At 40.6% G+C, this 15,596-nt stretch carries 12 protein-coding genes; 2 read left to right on the top strand and 10 right to left on the bottom strand.

Going from position 1 to position 15,596, the window contains the following annotated elements:
- Window positions 1-36 precede the first annotated feature (36 nt).
- On the top strand, window positions 37-4,626 hold the full coding sequence (locus AC23N5_RS14370) for a translocation/assembly module TamB domain-containing protein (RefSeq protein WP_487756125.1): 4,590 nt from the start codon (window positions 37-39) through the stop codon (window positions 4,624-4,626).
- An 83-nt stretch (window positions 4,627-4,709) separates the two neighbouring features.
- Here AC23N5_RS14370 and AC23N5_RS14365 read toward each other — a convergent pair whose 3' ends face one another.
- From AC23N5_RS14365 to AC23N5_RS14350, 4 genes are all read right to left on the bottom strand, one after another.
- A complete protein-coding gene (locus AC23N5_RS14365; protein ID WP_487756124.1) occupies window positions 4,710-7,748 on the bottom strand; it encodes an efflux RND transporter permease subunit in 3,039 nt (1,012 codons plus the stop codon).
- Window positions 7,749-7,752: 4 nt separating this feature from the next.
- Window positions 7,753-8,823 (bottom strand): efflux RND transporter periplasmic adaptor subunit, encoded by a 1,071-nt coding sequence (locus AC23N5_RS14360; RefSeq protein ID WP_487756123.1) that lies wholly within the window; start codon window positions 8,821-8,823, stop codon window positions 7,753-7,755.
- Window positions 8,774-9,979 carry a DUF4221 family protein gene (locus tag AC23N5_RS14355; protein ID WP_487756122.1) on the bottom strand — a complete coding sequence of 402 codons (1,206 nt, stop codon included), beginning with the start codon at window positions 9,977-9,979 and terminating at the stop codon, window positions 8,774-8,776. Before AC23N5_RS14355 ends, AC23N5_RS14360 begins: the two co-directional genes overlap by 50 nt.
- 258 nt (window positions 9,980-10,237) lie before the next feature.
- Window positions 10,238-10,396: a hypothetical protein gene (locus AC23N5_RS14350; RefSeq protein WP_487756121.1), complete on the bottom strand. Its 159-nt coding sequence runs from the start codon at window positions 10,394-10,396 to the stop codon at window positions 10,238-10,240.
- Between the two features lie 164 nt (window positions 10,397-10,560).
- Here AC23N5_RS14350 and AC23N5_RS14345 point away from each other — a divergent pair, with 164 nt between their 5' ends.
- Window positions 10,561-10,677 carry a DUF433 domain-containing protein gene (locus tag AC23N5_RS14345; RefSeq protein WP_487756120.1) on the top strand — a complete coding sequence of 39 codons (117 nt, stop codon included), beginning with the start codon at window positions 10,561-10,563 and terminating at the stop codon, window positions 10,675-10,677.
- A 224-nt stretch (window positions 10,678-10,901) separates the two neighbouring features.
- Here AC23N5_RS14345 and AC23N5_RS14340 read toward each other — a convergent pair whose 3' ends face one another.
- From AC23N5_RS14340 to AC23N5_RS14315, 6 genes are all read right to left on the bottom strand, one after another.
- Window positions 10,902-11,546, bottom strand: coding sequence for a galactosyltransferase-related protein (locus AC23N5_RS14340; RefSeq protein WP_487756119.1), 645 nt, complete (start codon window positions 11,544-11,546; stop codon window positions 10,902-10,904).
- 21 nt (window positions 11,547-11,567) lie between these two features.
- Window positions 11,568-13,043, bottom strand: coding sequence for a DUF6734 family protein (locus AC23N5_RS14335; RefSeq protein ID WP_487756118.1), 1,476 nt, complete (start codon window positions 13,041-13,043; stop codon window positions 11,568-11,570).
- Window positions 13,044-13,089: 46 nt separating this feature from the next.
- Window positions 13,090-13,566 carry a hypothetical protein gene (locus AC23N5_RS14330; protein ID WP_487756117.1) on the bottom strand — a complete coding sequence of 159 codons (477 nt, stop codon included), beginning with the start codon at window positions 13,564-13,566 and terminating at the stop codon, window positions 13,090-13,092.
- Window positions 13,536-14,738 carry a DUF4221 family protein gene (locus AC23N5_RS14325; protein ID WP_487756116.1) on the bottom strand — a complete coding sequence of 401 codons (1,203 nt, stop codon included), beginning with the start codon at window positions 14,736-14,738 and terminating at the stop codon, window positions 13,536-13,538. The genes AC23N5_RS14330 and AC23N5_RS14325 overlap by 31 nt, the downstream gene beginning before the upstream one ends.
- A 129-nt stretch (window positions 14,739-14,867) precedes the next feature.
- Window positions 14,868-15,104, bottom strand: coding sequence for a hypothetical protein (locus AC23N5_RS14320; protein WP_487756115.1), 237 nt, complete (start codon window positions 15,102-15,104; stop codon window positions 14,868-14,870).
- Window positions 15,105-15,211: 107 nt separating this feature from the next.
- Window positions 15,212-15,466, bottom strand: coding sequence for a response regulator transcription factor (locus AC23N5_RS14315; RefSeq protein WP_487756114.1), 255 nt, complete (start codon window positions 15,464-15,466; stop codon window positions 15,212-15,214).
- Window positions 15,467-15,596: the final 130 nt, after the last annotated feature.

The raw sequence follows: 15,596 nt of genomic DNA, 5'->3' as shown, positions 1-15,596 counted from the left end.
GAAATTTACGTTACTTGTTGAGTAGTGACCCAGCCCATGAAGCGTATCCTTTGGCACATCTTGAACACACTCTTTATCCTCTTTGTCACAGTCGTGCTGTTGGCAGAGATGATAAGTCTATGTGTTCAATTTCCATTGATACAAACCTCGCTCGTAGGCTACGTTACCCAAAAACTTTCTAAAGAACTTCAGCACCCGACTTCCGTTGGAAGGGTAAGCATTAAATGGTTTAACGCCGTTTCGCTCGAAAAAGTTGAGATTCGCGACCGCAAAGGCCGCCCCATGATTCAAGTGGAGCGCCTCGACGTCAACCACGACTTTTTGGAGCTGGCGATTGGCAAAGATAAAAAGACTTTTGGGACATGGCTCGATGAGGCTACGCTTTACCGCCCCTCGGTATGGTTAGTGAAGAACCCCAAAACGGGCGATTTGAACCTAGACGAATTTATAGCCCGCATCGAAGAGTTGACTGCAAACCCCAATTCTCCAGGGGTAAAAGACCAAAATGTGCCGTTTTATATTAAACAAGTGCATTTGATTGAAGGTACATTTCGTTTTGACGATCCTCGTGAGCAACGAATGTCGGGTAAAGCCTTCGATTACAATCACTTTACTTTGAAAGGTATCAGCGGCGAGGCCAAAAATTTTATGATTTTGGGGGATACCATCGCCCTGAAAGTTCGGGGGCTACATACCTACGATAAACGTACTAATTTGACGGTAAAAGGGCTGAATTCCAACGTGATGTACTGCCGTACCAAGCTGGAGTTGGCAGATTTATACGCGCCCATTGGTAACTCAATCATTCGCAATTATATTTCCTTCAACTATGACAAACCATCGGCTTTTGGCGATTTTAATGCCAAGGTGTTGATGAAAGCCCACATCGACAGTTCGCGGGTGCGTTCGGAGGATTTGGGGTGGTTTGCCGATTATTTGTTTACCCTCAACGAAACCTGGAAAGTCCACGGGGATTTTCTGGGAACGGTCAATGATTTCAAATTGACAAACACCGATTTGCGTTTTGGGAAAAATAGCCGTCTCCGTGGGAAAATCGCTTTCAAAGGAGTCACTGAATTTGCGACCTCGTTGTTAGATTTTGACATGGTTGAGACGCGCGTCGATGCTGCTGATTTGTACCAATATTATCCCGAAAAATCGTTTAATGATTTGGCGAAAAAATTCGGGGTTGTTGATTTCTCGGGTAAATACAAAGGCACAATCGACCGCTTCAACATGAGCGGGGATTTTAAAACGGCGATGGGGCAAATCAACGTCCGAGCGCTGGAAATGAACCTTGCCGCGCCCGTTCCTACCTACGTGGCCGATATGAAAACCCAAGATTTTGATTTGGGGAAGTTGGTGGAAGACGACGCGTTTTCTCAACTTGATTTGGACGGAAAAATAAGCGGAAAAGGATTTGACGTCAAAAATGCGGGGTTACGCTTTGATGGTAAAATGCCGAAATTTACCTACAACGGCTACGTCTATAAAAATGTATATCTGAACGGTACGCTGCAAAATAAGCTTTTCAAAGGCTCGGTGATTGTCCGCGATACCAACCTCATTGCTGACGTGGACGGAACTTTCAACTTTAATAAAGAGAGGTACTCCTACCACGCCGAAGGTTTTGTACAACGCGCCGATTTGCGCGCGCTCAAGTTTATGAAAGACTCCCTGCTGATTCACACGGAGTTGAACGTAGATTTGGAGGGTAATACGATGGATGAAATGGTGGGAAAAGCGAAGTTTTTGAATAACTACGCTACTTTTAAAAACCGCAATTTGGTCGTTGATACCTTGTTGGTTGACTCTCGCTTAGAAGAGAAAAATCGTGACTTAGACATTCGCTCTGAGTTTTTTAATTTTAAAGCCAATGGACGCTTTGAACCCACCAAAGCGGTGGTGGACTTAGCACGTTTGTTTGATGAATACCAAATGTACTTTTTGGGAGACGAAGCTGCCCAAATCGCTTATTACGAAAACAAGCAACTCAAAAAGCCAATCGGGGAGCGCTACAGTGTGGCGTACGATTTGAAATTTAAGAAAATGGATCGCCTGTTGGCGTTTCTTTTTCCAGAAGGGTACGTCTCCAACGGTTCGCGTGTGGAGGGAGTGTTTACGGTAGATAATACCTCAATGTTTTCGATGACGGGGCAATTGGATACCCTCAAAATTGGAAATAACTCGTTCTATCACACTGAGGTGGATTTGAATACCTCAAAGTTTACCAATACACCTCAAGTGCTTGCATCGGCGATTATTCGGTCTGACCAACAAAAATTGGTTGGCATTGCACCTACCGAAAACATGCAAATCGAAGCCGCTTGGAACGAAGACCACATTGCTTTTCGTAGTAACTTACGCCAACAAAAACTGCCTAACCGCGCCACGCTCAATGGCGAACTTCGGTTTGTGGGTGACTACATGTCATTGCAATTCAAAAAGTCGAAACTCCGCTTGTTGGAGGAAGACTGGAACTTGGATGCTAACAACCTGATTACGATCAATGGCTCAGAAGTCCTTTTGAGCAATGTCAACTTAAAAGCAGATAAAAAAGACCAGTTGATTTCGTTGAACGGAAAAATGTCCACCAATGCCTCCGAAGAACTGGCTTTTGAAACCCATAATTTTGAACTAGCTACGCTTAATCCCGTCTTAAATGTGAACCTTGGGGGCGTTGCCAATGGCAGCCTGACCATGAGGGATGTATATCGTACGTTGATTTTTGACAGTCAACTTCAGATTAAAAAACTGACGTACAATAATTTCTTGATGGGTAACTTGATGGGGGATGGCGAGTGGGATCCTGTCGATAAGCACTTGCACGTTGACATTCATTTGGACAAAAACGAGAAACGCGAATTTACCGTAACGGGCACTTATACTCCCGACCGCACTGACAATGAGTTGGACTTAACGGCCGAATTTAACGAAACGAACCTCAATTTGATTGAGCCGTTTGCGCGGGGGTTGGTGTCGAATATCACAGGTAAGGCAGTAGGCAAAGTGTCGGTCAAAGGAGCGGCGTTGTCGCCCGTGTTGGATGGAACGGTGGATGTGAAAAAAGGACGTTTGACGTTCGACTATTTAAAAGCGGTATTGTCATTTGAAGACAAAGTCTATTTTGGAGAAAGTGATATTCGGGTAAAAAACCTTCGCCTGACCGACCCTGAAGGTAACGTGGCAAATTTACGCGGGGGCGTTTACCACGATGGATTTAGCAAGTTTTCGATAGGGTTTGATGCCGAAATGCGCAACTTCCGAATGCTAAATACAACGATTCGGGACAATGAACTTTTCTACGGAAATGCCTATACAACGGGTACAATGGAGATTTTTGGCCCCATTAATAATTTGAACATCAGTGCCGATTTAACCAGCAATAAGGGAACAAAAATCTACATTCCGCTCGATGGTGCGGCCGAAGTGGCTTCCGAAGATTTTGTCCAGTTTGTGGTGCCAGTGGAAGATACCACCACGCAAATTGCAAAAGAGGATAAAGTCATTCCCGCCCAAGAAAGTAACATCAAAATGGATTTTCGCCTCAACATGACGCCCGATGCGTACTGCGAAATTCAGTTTGACCGCCAAGGAGGAGATGCCATCAAAGCTTACGGACGAGGGCTTATTAATCTCAAAATTGATACCCGCGACGTGTTTGACATGGCAGGGTCGTACGAGATTCAAAACGGGGACTATTTGTTTACCTTGCAAAATGTCATCAACAAGAAATTCCAAATCCAGAAAGGAAGCCGAATTTCGTGGACGGGCGACCCTTACGGCGCAATTCTCGATGTAAAGGCAAACTATTTGTCCAACGTTTCGTTGGCACCTGTACTGTCAGCAAGCACCACTACGACTTCTACTTCCAACAACGATGCGCTCATGTCGCGCCGTTATCCAGTGGAAGTAACCATTGGCCTGAGCGAGCGAATGTTGTCGCCTCAAGTGACGTATGGTTTGAAGTTTAAAGAATATCCTGCGGCTTACTCGTACATTGTAACGGCTTTGGAAGAACGGCTCAAGCGTGACGAACAGTCGCTGTCGCAGCAGGTGAGTAGTATGTTGTTATTTGGGCAGCTTTTCTCGGATCAAAACAACATCTTGGCGCAATCGGCGACGGGTATCGGAAACAGCATTGGAGAAATGGTAACGAGCCAAATCAACAAATGGGGGTCGTCGTTGAACGAAAACTTAGAGTTGGGCGTGTCGGGCTTAAACTTTAATTTGAACGACCCTACCATCAACGCTCTCAACAATTTACAGTTACGCTTTTCGTACCGTTTCCTAAACGACCGTTTCCGCATCACGCGCGACGGCCGCTTGTCGTACGGCCAAAATCAATACGATGCGACGAGTTTATTGTTGGATTGGACCCTAGAATACTGGCTTAACGACGACGGTAGCCAGCGCCTGCGGATGTACAACCGTAACGTCCAAAATCAATATCTTGCTTCTACGGGCACACCAATGGCCGTTTCCTACGGGGCCAGTTATTTGTTTACCCGTAGTTTCAATTCATTTAGAAATTTAGGGCCGAAAGAATCACGCCCCGAAACGCTTCCCAAAACCGACTCAGGAAGGTTGACTACCTATCGTAATTCGGTAAACACCGAGAAATAACGTGAAAAGGGTTGCTCACATGTGCTGAGGGTTGCTCACAACCCGAATTTTTTGTGTGGATGGTTGCTCCCAACCCGACGAAATCAGCGATTAGAGCGCTGGGCAATCCAGTAATACAACAACGGAATAATGGTCCAAGACGCCACCACTCCCACAGTCATTCCGCCAATAACTGTTAGGGCGAGCGGGCGTTGGAGTTCGGCTCCCAATCCCCCCGAAAATAACACGGGAAATAATCCTAAGACGGTGGTGAGGTAAGTCATCAATTGCGATTTTAGACGTCGTTTCCCCGATAGTCGTATGGCTTCAATCAATCCCAGTTTTTCGCGTTCGCGGTTCATGGTATCAATTTTTAGAATAGAATCATTGTCAATGAGACCAATCAAAACGACGAGCCCAATGATGGAAAGGGCGTTGAGGCTTTCCCCAAAAATAGCCAAAGTAAGGAGCGCTCCTGAGATTCCCAACAAGGCCGTAAGCATGACAATAAACGGTTGAAGCAAGGATTCAAACTGCGCAGTAAGAATACAAAACAGCAAGCCGACTGCCACGAGTAAGGTCCAGAGGAGTTCGTTGAGGTATTTTATATTTTGAAAATACTCACCTACCAAACGATAATTAAGTTGGGGAAGTTGGCGGAGAAGGTCTTCTAAATCAGCGATGAGTTGAGGGGTAGTTTTTTTCGTTTGGGTGGCAATATCGACGGGTAAAAAGCCTCCATCTTTCCCCATAAAAAACAGGCGATAATCGTCCAGCGAGTGCACACTAACGAGCTCTTTGAGCGGAATGGGTTGCTGTTGTCGGTTATTGACAAAACTTTCACTCAGTTTACTTTCTAGGGAAGATGAGGCACGAGACGACAATACAATTGGGATGAATTTTTGCTGTGATTGAAGCTGGCCTACTTGGTTTTCGTTGAACAATGTCTTTAAATGCGCATAAGCTTGTTCCGCCGAAATACCGTACAGCAGCAGCCGTTCTTGATTTAAGCTCACGGCCAGACTTTTCTGAAAACTCGGTGGGTTGGTTTGAAATCCATTTTTGGTCAAAAGTTCGTAAAAAGTGGCCGTTTGGGCAGGAGTGGGGAGGGTTTCCTGCTGGCTACTGTAGAGCCTTACTTGAAGCGGAGGGGCTTGTGCGCCAAACAATTGTTCAAAGACATTTTGAGCGGGACGCACCTCGACGACTGCCGACGGAAAACGCTGACGAAGGTAATTGGTTGCGTGTGCAGATAGTTGTTGATACGCTCGGCTATCGGCGGTTTTTACTTGTAACGTAACTTGGTTAAACGATTGCTGTAATTGCCGATTCAACAAAAATTGTTGCTGACCGATGTACGCACAAACGTAAACGGGCGAAAGTCCTTTCATCAATTCATTGACGCGCTGGGCATTTTGTTGCACGTTGAGTGGTTCGTTCCAGTCGATTTTTACTTCTAACTCACTTCGGCTAATGGCGGGCATTCCGCGCTTTTCGAGGCCGATAGTGCGCCAAATAGCGCCACCAATCAAGCCCAAAATAACAACCCAAGCCACTTTTCTAAAGCGAAAAGCGAGGTTAAAAGTAAGGTTGTAGAAACGTTCGATGCGGCGCGTTAGCCATGTTTCGTTGGAAATTGACGTGTTGGTTGATTTTAAAAATGCCAAACGGTACAAAACAGGCACCAACGTATAAGAAGTAAGGAGCGAAACGGCCAACGCCAACGATACCGACAGGGCTTGGTCAAAAAACAACGCCCCTGCCAGTCCACTCAAGAAAATAAGCGGGAGAAAAACGGCCGAATTGGTCAAGACCGACGTAAAAAGGGGACGAATCACCTCTTCCGTTCCTTCGATGCAGGCGGTGTCTAGTGGAAGCCCTTGGTCGCGTTTTTCTTCAATATTTTCAATCAAAATAATGGCACTATCGATGATTTCGCCAATGCCCAATACCAGCCCCGCCAACGAGACGATGTTGATACTCAAGCCCAAAAGATAAAACCCTAAAAAGGTGATACTCAGCGAAACAGGAATGACAATGCCGATAAGAACAGGAACGCGAGGGTTGGGCAAAAAGAAAAAAATCATCACAAACGTCAACAGCGCCCCCGTGAGAATGTTGCTGATAAGGTTGTTGATGGAAATATCCAATAACTCGGTTTGGTCTTGCGAAAGCGAAAATTCTAAATTGGGATAATCCCTCTTAAATTGGGTCAAAAGTTGGTCGAGTTGCTCGCGCATTCGGAGCAGTTGGGCGTCAGATTGTTTGATGATGGCCAACGCGACAGCCCGTTGGCCGTTGAAGGTATAAAACCCTTTTTGCTGCTGTTCCTCCACCGACACCGTGACCAACTCACCCAAGCGTATCAGGCGCCCACCGTTGGAGGCTTGGTTGCCCGCACCCACCCGAAACGTAATGCCTTCAATGTCTTGTGGGGTGCGAAGAACCGACGAAAACCGAATATTGTACTGGTACTGCCCGTCTTTCACGGCGATGTTGCCCAAATCAAGGTTGTTTTGACGCAACAGTTCCACAATTTGCGCCTCCGTTACGCCCAAACTTTGCATTTTTGGCGGATTCAGGGTGAGCACAATTTCGGGTAAAGCCAATCCCGAAGCGTCCACCAAAGCCACCTCGGGGAGTTGTTCGATGCGTCGTTTGAGCACATTTTGGCAAAAGTCAGAGAGTTCAAGAAGCCCCTCCGTTGGGGATTGGGGGGCTACATTGAGTTGAAATACGGGAATGTCGCCTGCTCCTGCTTTGATGACCTTGGGGCGCTCCATGTCGCGGGGGAATTGTGCGACGATGCCGTCTATTTTTTCGTTGGTTTCGAGGTACGCCAACCGTATGTCGGTGTCAAAATCGAAGCGAAGTTTCAAGACCGCGTATCCATCTTGGGTAGTGGCCTCAATGTCATCCAGGTGATTGACTTGCAGTAATTGATTTTTGAGAGGAAGCACCACCGACTGCTGTAATTCGCGGGCAGCGGCACTTGGGTAACTTACCTGCACGGTGATTTCGGGTACGGGAATATCGGGCAACAGCGACACTGGCAACAATCGAAACACCACAACCCCCAGCACTGATAGCGCAAGGGTAATAATAAGTACCCCAACGGGGCGATGAAGGAGAAAACGTGTCATTTGCTCAGTCGCCTTTTGTGCTAGGTTGCTTACTGGTTATTCTCACTCGTGCATCGTGCCCTACGTTTAAGTTGCCATTGGTAATCACGACATCGCCCGCTTTGATGCCTTCGCTGAGGGCGATTTCGGTGTCGTTTTCGTGGGCTACGGTTACGTAATTCCATTTGGCCAAGCCGCTTGTATCGGTTTCGGCGGCATAGGTGAAGACCACTTTGCGACTGCTTCGTTCTACGACCGCTGTTTTTGGAACGACGACTTGGTTGGGGATGGTTTTCTCTACTTGCACCCGCACGTTCATGCCTTCATATAGGTACTTGTCGGCTTGCTGGAGGCGGGCTTTGACCTGCACCAGCCCTTGTTCGCTCACAAAAGGATTGATTTCGGCAACTTGTCCACGGTAGTTGCGCCCGCCCAAAGCGATGGGCTGAATCGTGACCACCTGCCCTACCTGCACCACCAACAGCTCGGTTTCGAGCACCGAAAACTCGACCATGGGAGCCGTTTGGCTGAGAAGCGTACAAAACTCCGTGGCAGTAGGGGTGAAGGGTTTGGCTTTGAGATTGGCAACAACCCCCGCAAACGGCGCTCGTAAGTAGGTATTTTCAAGGTCATTTTTGGCTTTTTGGACCGCCAAAAGCGCGCGTTCGTAACCACTCCTAAGTTTGATATACGTCCATACGTCGGCTTTGACGGAAGTACTGTCGCCTTTGCGGCCACCTTGCGAGATGAGCAAGTCATTGATTTCGATGCGGGCTTCGGCGAGCTGTAGTTCGGCTTGACGGAGGGCGAGTTGTTGCTCTCGGTTTTCGAGTTGGGCCAAAAGCTGCCCCGCCCGAACAACCGAACCGTTTTGAACGGCAAGTTGGGCAATGACCCCGTTGGTCGCGAAGTTGATTTTAGACGCACTTTGGTGGCTCACCTTTCCATTAGATAACAGCAACCACCGAAACGCTTTGCGTTGGGCGGCCTGCGTTGTTACCACGGGGGTGGTGTTGACAGAAGGGGTAGCACTCTCGGTTTCTTCCTCACTGGGTTGGGAGGGTGTGCAACGGGTGAGTAAAAATAAAACTATCAAATTCCATAAGATTTTCGTCTTCATTTTCCTTCTGTATTAAAACTCCTTCTTTTGTAACAATGAGTGCACCCGAGCCGATTCCATCCTTTAACGGTACTTCGTCTAAAATTTTAAAGTTTGTATCGGCAATAATCAACGAATACCCAAACCAAGGCCTTTTACCCAGATTGAAATCTTTTCGGGTATATTCGCTCGATTCAGGGATTGAATGTTTGACGATACGGTAATATAAATTTCTAAATTTATCAAAAAATAACCTTTCGTAGCACAAATTGTTGGTATAATTTAAAGCCTCTTCGATTGGGTCATGGAGTCCATTTCTATTGGCCATGGGTTTGGGTACTTCCTCCTTGTTTTTAGTTCCAAAGAAATGTTTATTTAATAACTTCCCTTCGGTAGAATATTCATACACGTAAGAATCAACCCCAAATGAGTAGATTAAATGTCCTGTTGTAGGGTTGGCAATACATTTGGGGGATATGCTCTGTGAGTTAAAAGGTTTGTCTATTAACCATTCTTTGTTTGGGTACGGAATGTGAAACCTTGATGAGGAGGTTGCCAAATCCAAATCAATCCCTATCAAACCTTTGTTGTAATAGTCTTTTGGATTTTTGTCATAGCTGATCCAAGGTAGGCCAGGGATGAATAAATGACCTTTGTGGAGAAAGATTTCGGTGCCATCCTCACACCAAGGGCGAAGAAAATACTTGTTTTTTGAAAAAGCAGGTAATTGGTAGGTCTTTTTTACTTCTCCGCGACTGTTTGATAGATAGATGCGGTTTTGTAAATTATTTAAAATAAATATTGAATCGTTATTGACGTATAAAAAACCATTTACAATCCCTGTTGAATTAGGCCCTTCATTTTTGAATTTAATTTCATGTACTTTGTTGCCACCAAGCGTATAAAACTGCAAAGAATTGGTAGGTGAGTTTAATAAGCATAGACGTTCTTCGTTGCGGTCATTGCTGACGATGTATTGGTTATTCATCGACCAGTTTCGACTCTTAGAATCCAGTTGTAGTGAAACTGATTTTTGTTTACTAATTGATGTTTTTCCATAACTTGACTCTTCTTGTTCGGTTTTAGTGCAAGAAACTACTAGTGCTGAAAAAAGTAATGTAAAGATTTTTTTAGAATAGGTCTTGAACGTCATAAGTTTATCATAGTTGTAATAGAGTAAATACAGACCAGAAAAGCGCTTTATTTACAAAGATGTAAACTTTTAGTAAAATGTCAATAACTTCTATGACTATTTTTTAGGAGTTAACTCATAATTTATAAGACGTAGTGGCTATACGATTAAAAACATGAAAGTCTCAATCACTTGAGCCTTTTTGAAGAGGAATTTGAGTATTGATACTTGCTGGTAGCAAAGTTGATTTTAGACTCACTTTGGTGGCTCACCTTTCCATTAGACAATAACAACCCCCAGAACACTTTGCGTTGGGCGATTTGGATGGCTACTGCGGGCGTGGCATTGACGGAAGGTTGGGCTGTATCGGTTTCTTCCTCCTTGGGTTGTGAGGTGCATTGCATCAACGTAAACAAAAAAAAGGGCTAAATATTTCATGCAGAAATTTTTAAAGGTAGAGGTCAAAATACGACGAAAACAGCAATAAAACAACAACTTATTTTGAATATCTCACCAGTCAAACCCCTGAATAGGGTCTATTTTATCTTGAGTATCTTCATCCATTAAAAATTTTGGTATTTTTGTTTAAAAGCATTACAGAAATGGACATTCAGAAAATTATTTCGATTAACTCAGAAATTCTTTCGGCTACTCCCGTTTTTGCGGGAACTCGTGTGCCGATTGAAACTTTATTTTGGCATTTAGAAGGCGGAATGTAATTAAACGACTTTTTGCAAAATTTTCCGTCTGTAAAAAAAGAGAACAGGCCGTGGGTTTATTGGAAATAGTACAAAAGATCGTTGTTTTACCAAAATTTCTCCAATGGATTCATGAAATTACTGCTTGATAAAAGTTTGCCGAAACAATTGAAAAACGATTTTGGCGAACATGGAATATCTAATATTAAAAAGTTGACAGTAATGTTACAATCAACCACATAAAATTAAATATCAACAATAAAATGTTTAATATTTTTTTCGACTGAGTATGCTTTTATAACTTTATAATCACAAGAATTTAACCCATTTATATCATATTCACTTTTATTTGTTTGGCTTTTGATTAGTTTTATTAAATTTTTTTCATAGATATCTTTTTGAAATGCTTTCTTATGTGGAAGAGACGAAAAAAAACCTTGTTGTGGCCTAAATACTGTACATTCACGATAAATAACCCTATCAAATAAATCATTATCTTCAATTCCCCATCCCCAAAAGTCATTATTAAACCCATTAATTTTCTCCATTATAAAAGGAGCAAATAAGACTACTCCTCCAAAATATGTTTCAAATGGAAGATGATAACCAAATTGGCTTACATTCACTGCAAGGTGGTTTGCATCAGCTACTACTTCATAGTCAACTTTTTGAGGCAACATATCTACATCATGTACACAAAAGGCACTTGTATTATCGGACAATAAATAACCTACATTTGCCAGTTTTCCACGATTAAATGGTTTACCTTGAGTTTGTTCTATGATTAATATTTCAAATTCTTTATTCGACAAATACTTACATATATGTGGAATGAATAGAGAAAGATGCTCTTCTCGATTCCTGTATGGAATACAAATTCTAATTTTCATTTGTTCAAATATTTAGACTACTTATACTTCTTCAAATTCAAGTATTCCTTGATAAAGATAAAAGCATATTCTATTGAATATATCTTCTTTCGTCAAGGAGTTGTTAGTGCCTTCTACTTGAGCGTGTTTTATTTGATTCCAAACAATATTAATTACCTCTCCTAAAGGAATAGGAAAATCAATATTGTCAAGTATAAGTATTCCAAAAACATCCAATACTTGCTCTTTGATAATAGATTGATGTGGATAAACATAAAGCAAAGTTTCAAAGTAAGTAGGAGGTAAAAATGTGTTGATTGAGAGGTGATCAATCATTGATTGAGTAGAAAATTCATTTGCTTCGCTCCAATTCCACTCTGAAACTATTCGTTTTGAGAAATTGGAATGTCTTATATTTTTTAGAAAAACCTCTTTGGGCTCTAGTTTCAATGCAGAATTAACTTGAATCGAATGAGTTTTCCACCATTTTAAAAATTCTTTTTTGTCAGATATAGACTCAATAAATTCATTCTTCTCTTTTTCAAACTGGCTAATATCTTCTATTAATTCATTAGAAAGAGAAATATTACTATGTTTACTTATGCTACTCTTCGCAAATGAAAAATCGCTTTCCAAAACTGAAATAGAAGTTTTAGAAATGGCATGATAGACTTGAATGCATCGTTCGTATAATTCAGGTGATTCTATGTAGAGTCGTTGCGCTAATTGCTCACATATCGTTGAGTTTTTTTTATAGTTCATTACATGAACATATGAGCAATTACATGGTAATTGTGTAAATTTATCCAATCCATATTGATATGGATAACCTACTGTGTAGTCTAATAAATACTGAGATGTAATATTTTTTGAAGCCACATATTGATGAAGAAATAACTGCTCTATACAAAGATTTAAACAATCATTATCAAGTGAATAAAGCAGATATGGATTGTTTTCTAAAAACTCAATAGCAAGAGAATATAACTCTTCAAATAATGAAAAATTTTGCCCTCCTACAATACCTGCATTGATAGCACTATATTTTTTAATATTATCATTAATCAAAAAAGGCGGAAGATCACTACAAGTGGATAATATTGTTTCTTTTCCTTTGATATAGTTAGGGTGATTTTCTTCTAAGTTTTGTGCTAAAAAGGGGGCATTTAATTGTATTTGAGTAAGAGAGTGGAATAAAAAAGCATCACTGTCAACATGCACAAAAGGTTCTTTTTGCTGGGCATATACATACATCTTATTAAGTACCCAGGCCTCTGGAAATGGATTTTGAAATATCTCAAGACAAGGAATAAAATCAGTATATGGAAGCTTTAGTTTATCTATCAACAATTCGCCTGAATTCTGGTCTCCATAAAGGTACACACGAGACGAATGACGTGACAATAATAAGGAACTTAATGACCAACTCATTAAGTAATATAAAGGAGAAATCCAACTCACAACATTTTCTAAGCCAGACTTATCAATCCAAGACGTTTGAATGTATTTTGTTTCCACGGTGAAATAGTTTTTTTCTATCAAATATATGTAATCATGGGTTATTTTACTGATTTTTTTTTAATTCTTCTACCAAAATTTTTATACCATCTTCTTTGGGAGATACAAAGTGTTGATTAATATTTGCTTGTTTTTTTATTAAAATAACAGGATATATTTCTGGATATGAATCAATACCATCAAAAACAATAACATTAGAAAATCCTTCAGTATAGCTCTTAAAGCGTATATTAAATTTTTTTTTAGAAATTATTCGATTAAAAATAAACAATATTTTATTTGACTTTTGATTCTGATGTTCTATAAAAAATGACTCTGCATTAGAAATACAGCCAGAACAGCCAGAGTTTGGTATAATAAATATAAAATTATATCTACTTATTTTTTTCTTTTGTAAAGTAGAAAAATTAAATGTTCTTAAGAGATCATTTTCACTCCAATTAGGGGATGAACAAGAAACTTGCATCCAAAGACAAGAAAAGGCAAGTACTATTATTGTCTTGCGATATTTACTTTTAGACATACGAATTCAGCTAAATTCTCATTATTATTGTATTTTTTTATGTGCAACCCCTCTTCATTTACAAAACAAGTTTCAGGGTCAACGTAGTCGCCAATCATAGATTCTCCAATATAATCGTATTTAGAATTTAATACAATTAATGATATTTTTTTAGCATATGGGCCTTTTAAATTATAAATACTTTCATTCAAGCTATGATGACAAAAGCGGTAAATTAACTTTCTGTATGGGTCATAATAGATAGAAGAGTAGAGTGAGTTTAAGAAAAACAAATCTTTCCTTTTCGATCGACTAAATCTAAATGGGGGAGGCATTCTTATTTTGCTTAAAGACTTTATTTCATTGATATATATACTACCTCCATACAATTCTTTATCATTGATTAAATCATTACTAATGTGAATATTGTGTTCGATAGGATAGCTAAAAATGAATTCTTTTTTTTCTTCATTATAAGCTTTATGAAATGAACGTATACTGAGATTATCCCATGTTCCATGTCTATAATTTTCTGGATAATGCCATCTGTAATTAAACTTTGATATATTCAAATCCAAATCAATAATATTTGGCCTGTTATTTTTGGATTCATCTCGTGGTTCTCCCATTGTTACACCATTAATTAGTATGTGCTCCTTGCTGTTAATTATTGCCATTTGCATATCCCCTGAAATAACTATTCGTGGACTGGGAGCATATTTAGCCATTGAATAATTTGGCCTTAGGTTGTATTTTTTTCTAATATTTAAATCTTTATCAAGAAAAAATAAAACATCACTTCTATTTAATATAAACAAACTATCTTCATTAATAAATAAAAACCCCTCTATAACCCCTACACCTTTAGGCCCTTCTTTTGGTAGTTTTATTTTATGAACTAAGTCGCCATGTTTATTATAAATTTGCAAAGAATTAACTATACTATTTAAAAAAATGAGTCCCCCTATGTATTTTCCTTTATTAATAGCGTATAACCCATTCAACTCTTGAGGAGTTTCAATATCTAATGATACGGTTATCGATTTTTTAATTTCTATATTTAATTTTTTATTTTTATAATAATCTTTTTCTTTGTTTTTTACAATAAAAACACTTTCTTCGTTAAAAAAAAAGAATAATAAACCAATAAATGACAACAAAATAAATGCAATAATAATGATTTTATATTTCATGATTTTAAAATTAAAATATTTGTAAATATATTAAGGGACTTCTTAAGTCTGTGGGGTACTTATTATGTATTATAATGTAAATAAATCCTCAACCATTTATGTTTCAAAACGATTGAGGATGATTTGCTATTAGCCTCCTATTACACAATCGTGCCAAAACCAAGAGTCTTCACAGACATAATAATATGTACCATTAGTTTGGTCTTTAGTTTCGCAATCACCATTATTCTCTCTCGGCCTATTTTGGCAAGACCTTATGCCCCCCCCACTCGCCTGCGCCTCATTAAAAAACGATTGCGTAAGAGCCATACCTCCAGCTAAAGCGGCTGTGATCATCAAGGCTTTTGACATTTTTTTCTTTTCCATGTTCGTAAAAGTTTAAAAGTTCGTTTTATTTATTTTACACCCTCACCACGCGCCCTGTGAGTTTGGTTGATACAAAGGTGGGGGCTTTTACTAAAAATGTCAATGGGCTACTTTACCCATTTTTCTAAATCAGGTTCTAATTTACTAGCAAAACACACCAAAGCGCTGTATCCTTGCAACGAAAAACGCAAGCGTAAATTTTCGCGGTGTCGTTTGATTGTATTCGGACTAATAAAAAGTTTTTCGGCTGTTTGTTCAATCGTCCACCCTTTGGCACAAGCTAATAGTACCTCACCCTCGCGGTAAGAGATGCGTTGGCCGTTGTAGTGAAAATAACGTTCGTTGGGCATGATGGTATTCATGGCTGTTAGCGGTTAAAGGATGTTTGGGTTAAGAAATGGCAACGCACTACCACCGTCAAAGAGACGTTTAGGGCGTGTGATTGGGGGGGGAGTAATTGATAATCAGTAGCTTGCATGTTTTGTTTATTTT

The sequence above is a fragment of the Runella sp. R5_40 genome (assembly GCF_057652295.1).
This window is presented reverse-complemented; position numbering and strand designations above follow the sequence as displayed.

Coding starts and splice junctions, on each gene's coding strand:
- AC23N5_RS14370 (WP_487756125.1), top strand. CDS start 37: ATGAAGCGTATCCTTTGGCACATCTTGAACACACTCTTTATCCTCTTT.
- AC23N5_RS14365 (WP_487756124.1), bottom strand. CDS start 7,748: ATGACACGTTTTCTCCTTCATCGCCCCGTTGGGGTACTTATTATTACC.
- AC23N5_RS14355 (WP_487756122.1), bottom strand. CDS start 9,979: ATGACGTTCAAGACCTATTCTAAAAAAATCTTTACATTACTTTTTTCA.
- AC23N5_RS14350 (WP_487756121.1), bottom strand. CDS start 10,396: ATGAAATATTTAGCCCTTTTTTTTGTTTACGTTGATGCAATGCACCTC.
- AC23N5_RS14345 (WP_487756120.1), top strand. CDS start 10,561: ATGGACATTCAGAAAATTATTTCGATTAACTCAGAAATTCTTTCGGCT.
- AC23N5_RS14340 (WP_487756119.1), bottom strand. CDS start 11,546: ATGAAAATTAGAATTTGTATTCCATACAGGAATCGAGAAGAGCATCTT.
- AC23N5_RS14330 (WP_487756117.1), bottom strand. CDS start 13,566: ATGTCTAAAAGTAAATATCGCAAGACAATAATAGTACTTGCCTTTTCT.
- AC23N5_RS14325 (WP_487756116.1), bottom strand. CDS start 14,738: ATGAAATATAAAATCATTATTATTGCATTTATTTTGTTGTCATTTATT.
- AC23N5_RS14320 (WP_487756115.1), bottom strand. CDS start 15,104: ATGGAAAAGAAAAAAATGTCAAAAGCCTTGATGATCACAGCCGCTTTA.
- AC23N5_RS14315 (WP_487756114.1), bottom strand. CDS start 15,466: ATGAATACCATCATGCCCAACGAACGTTATTTTCACTACAACGGCCAA.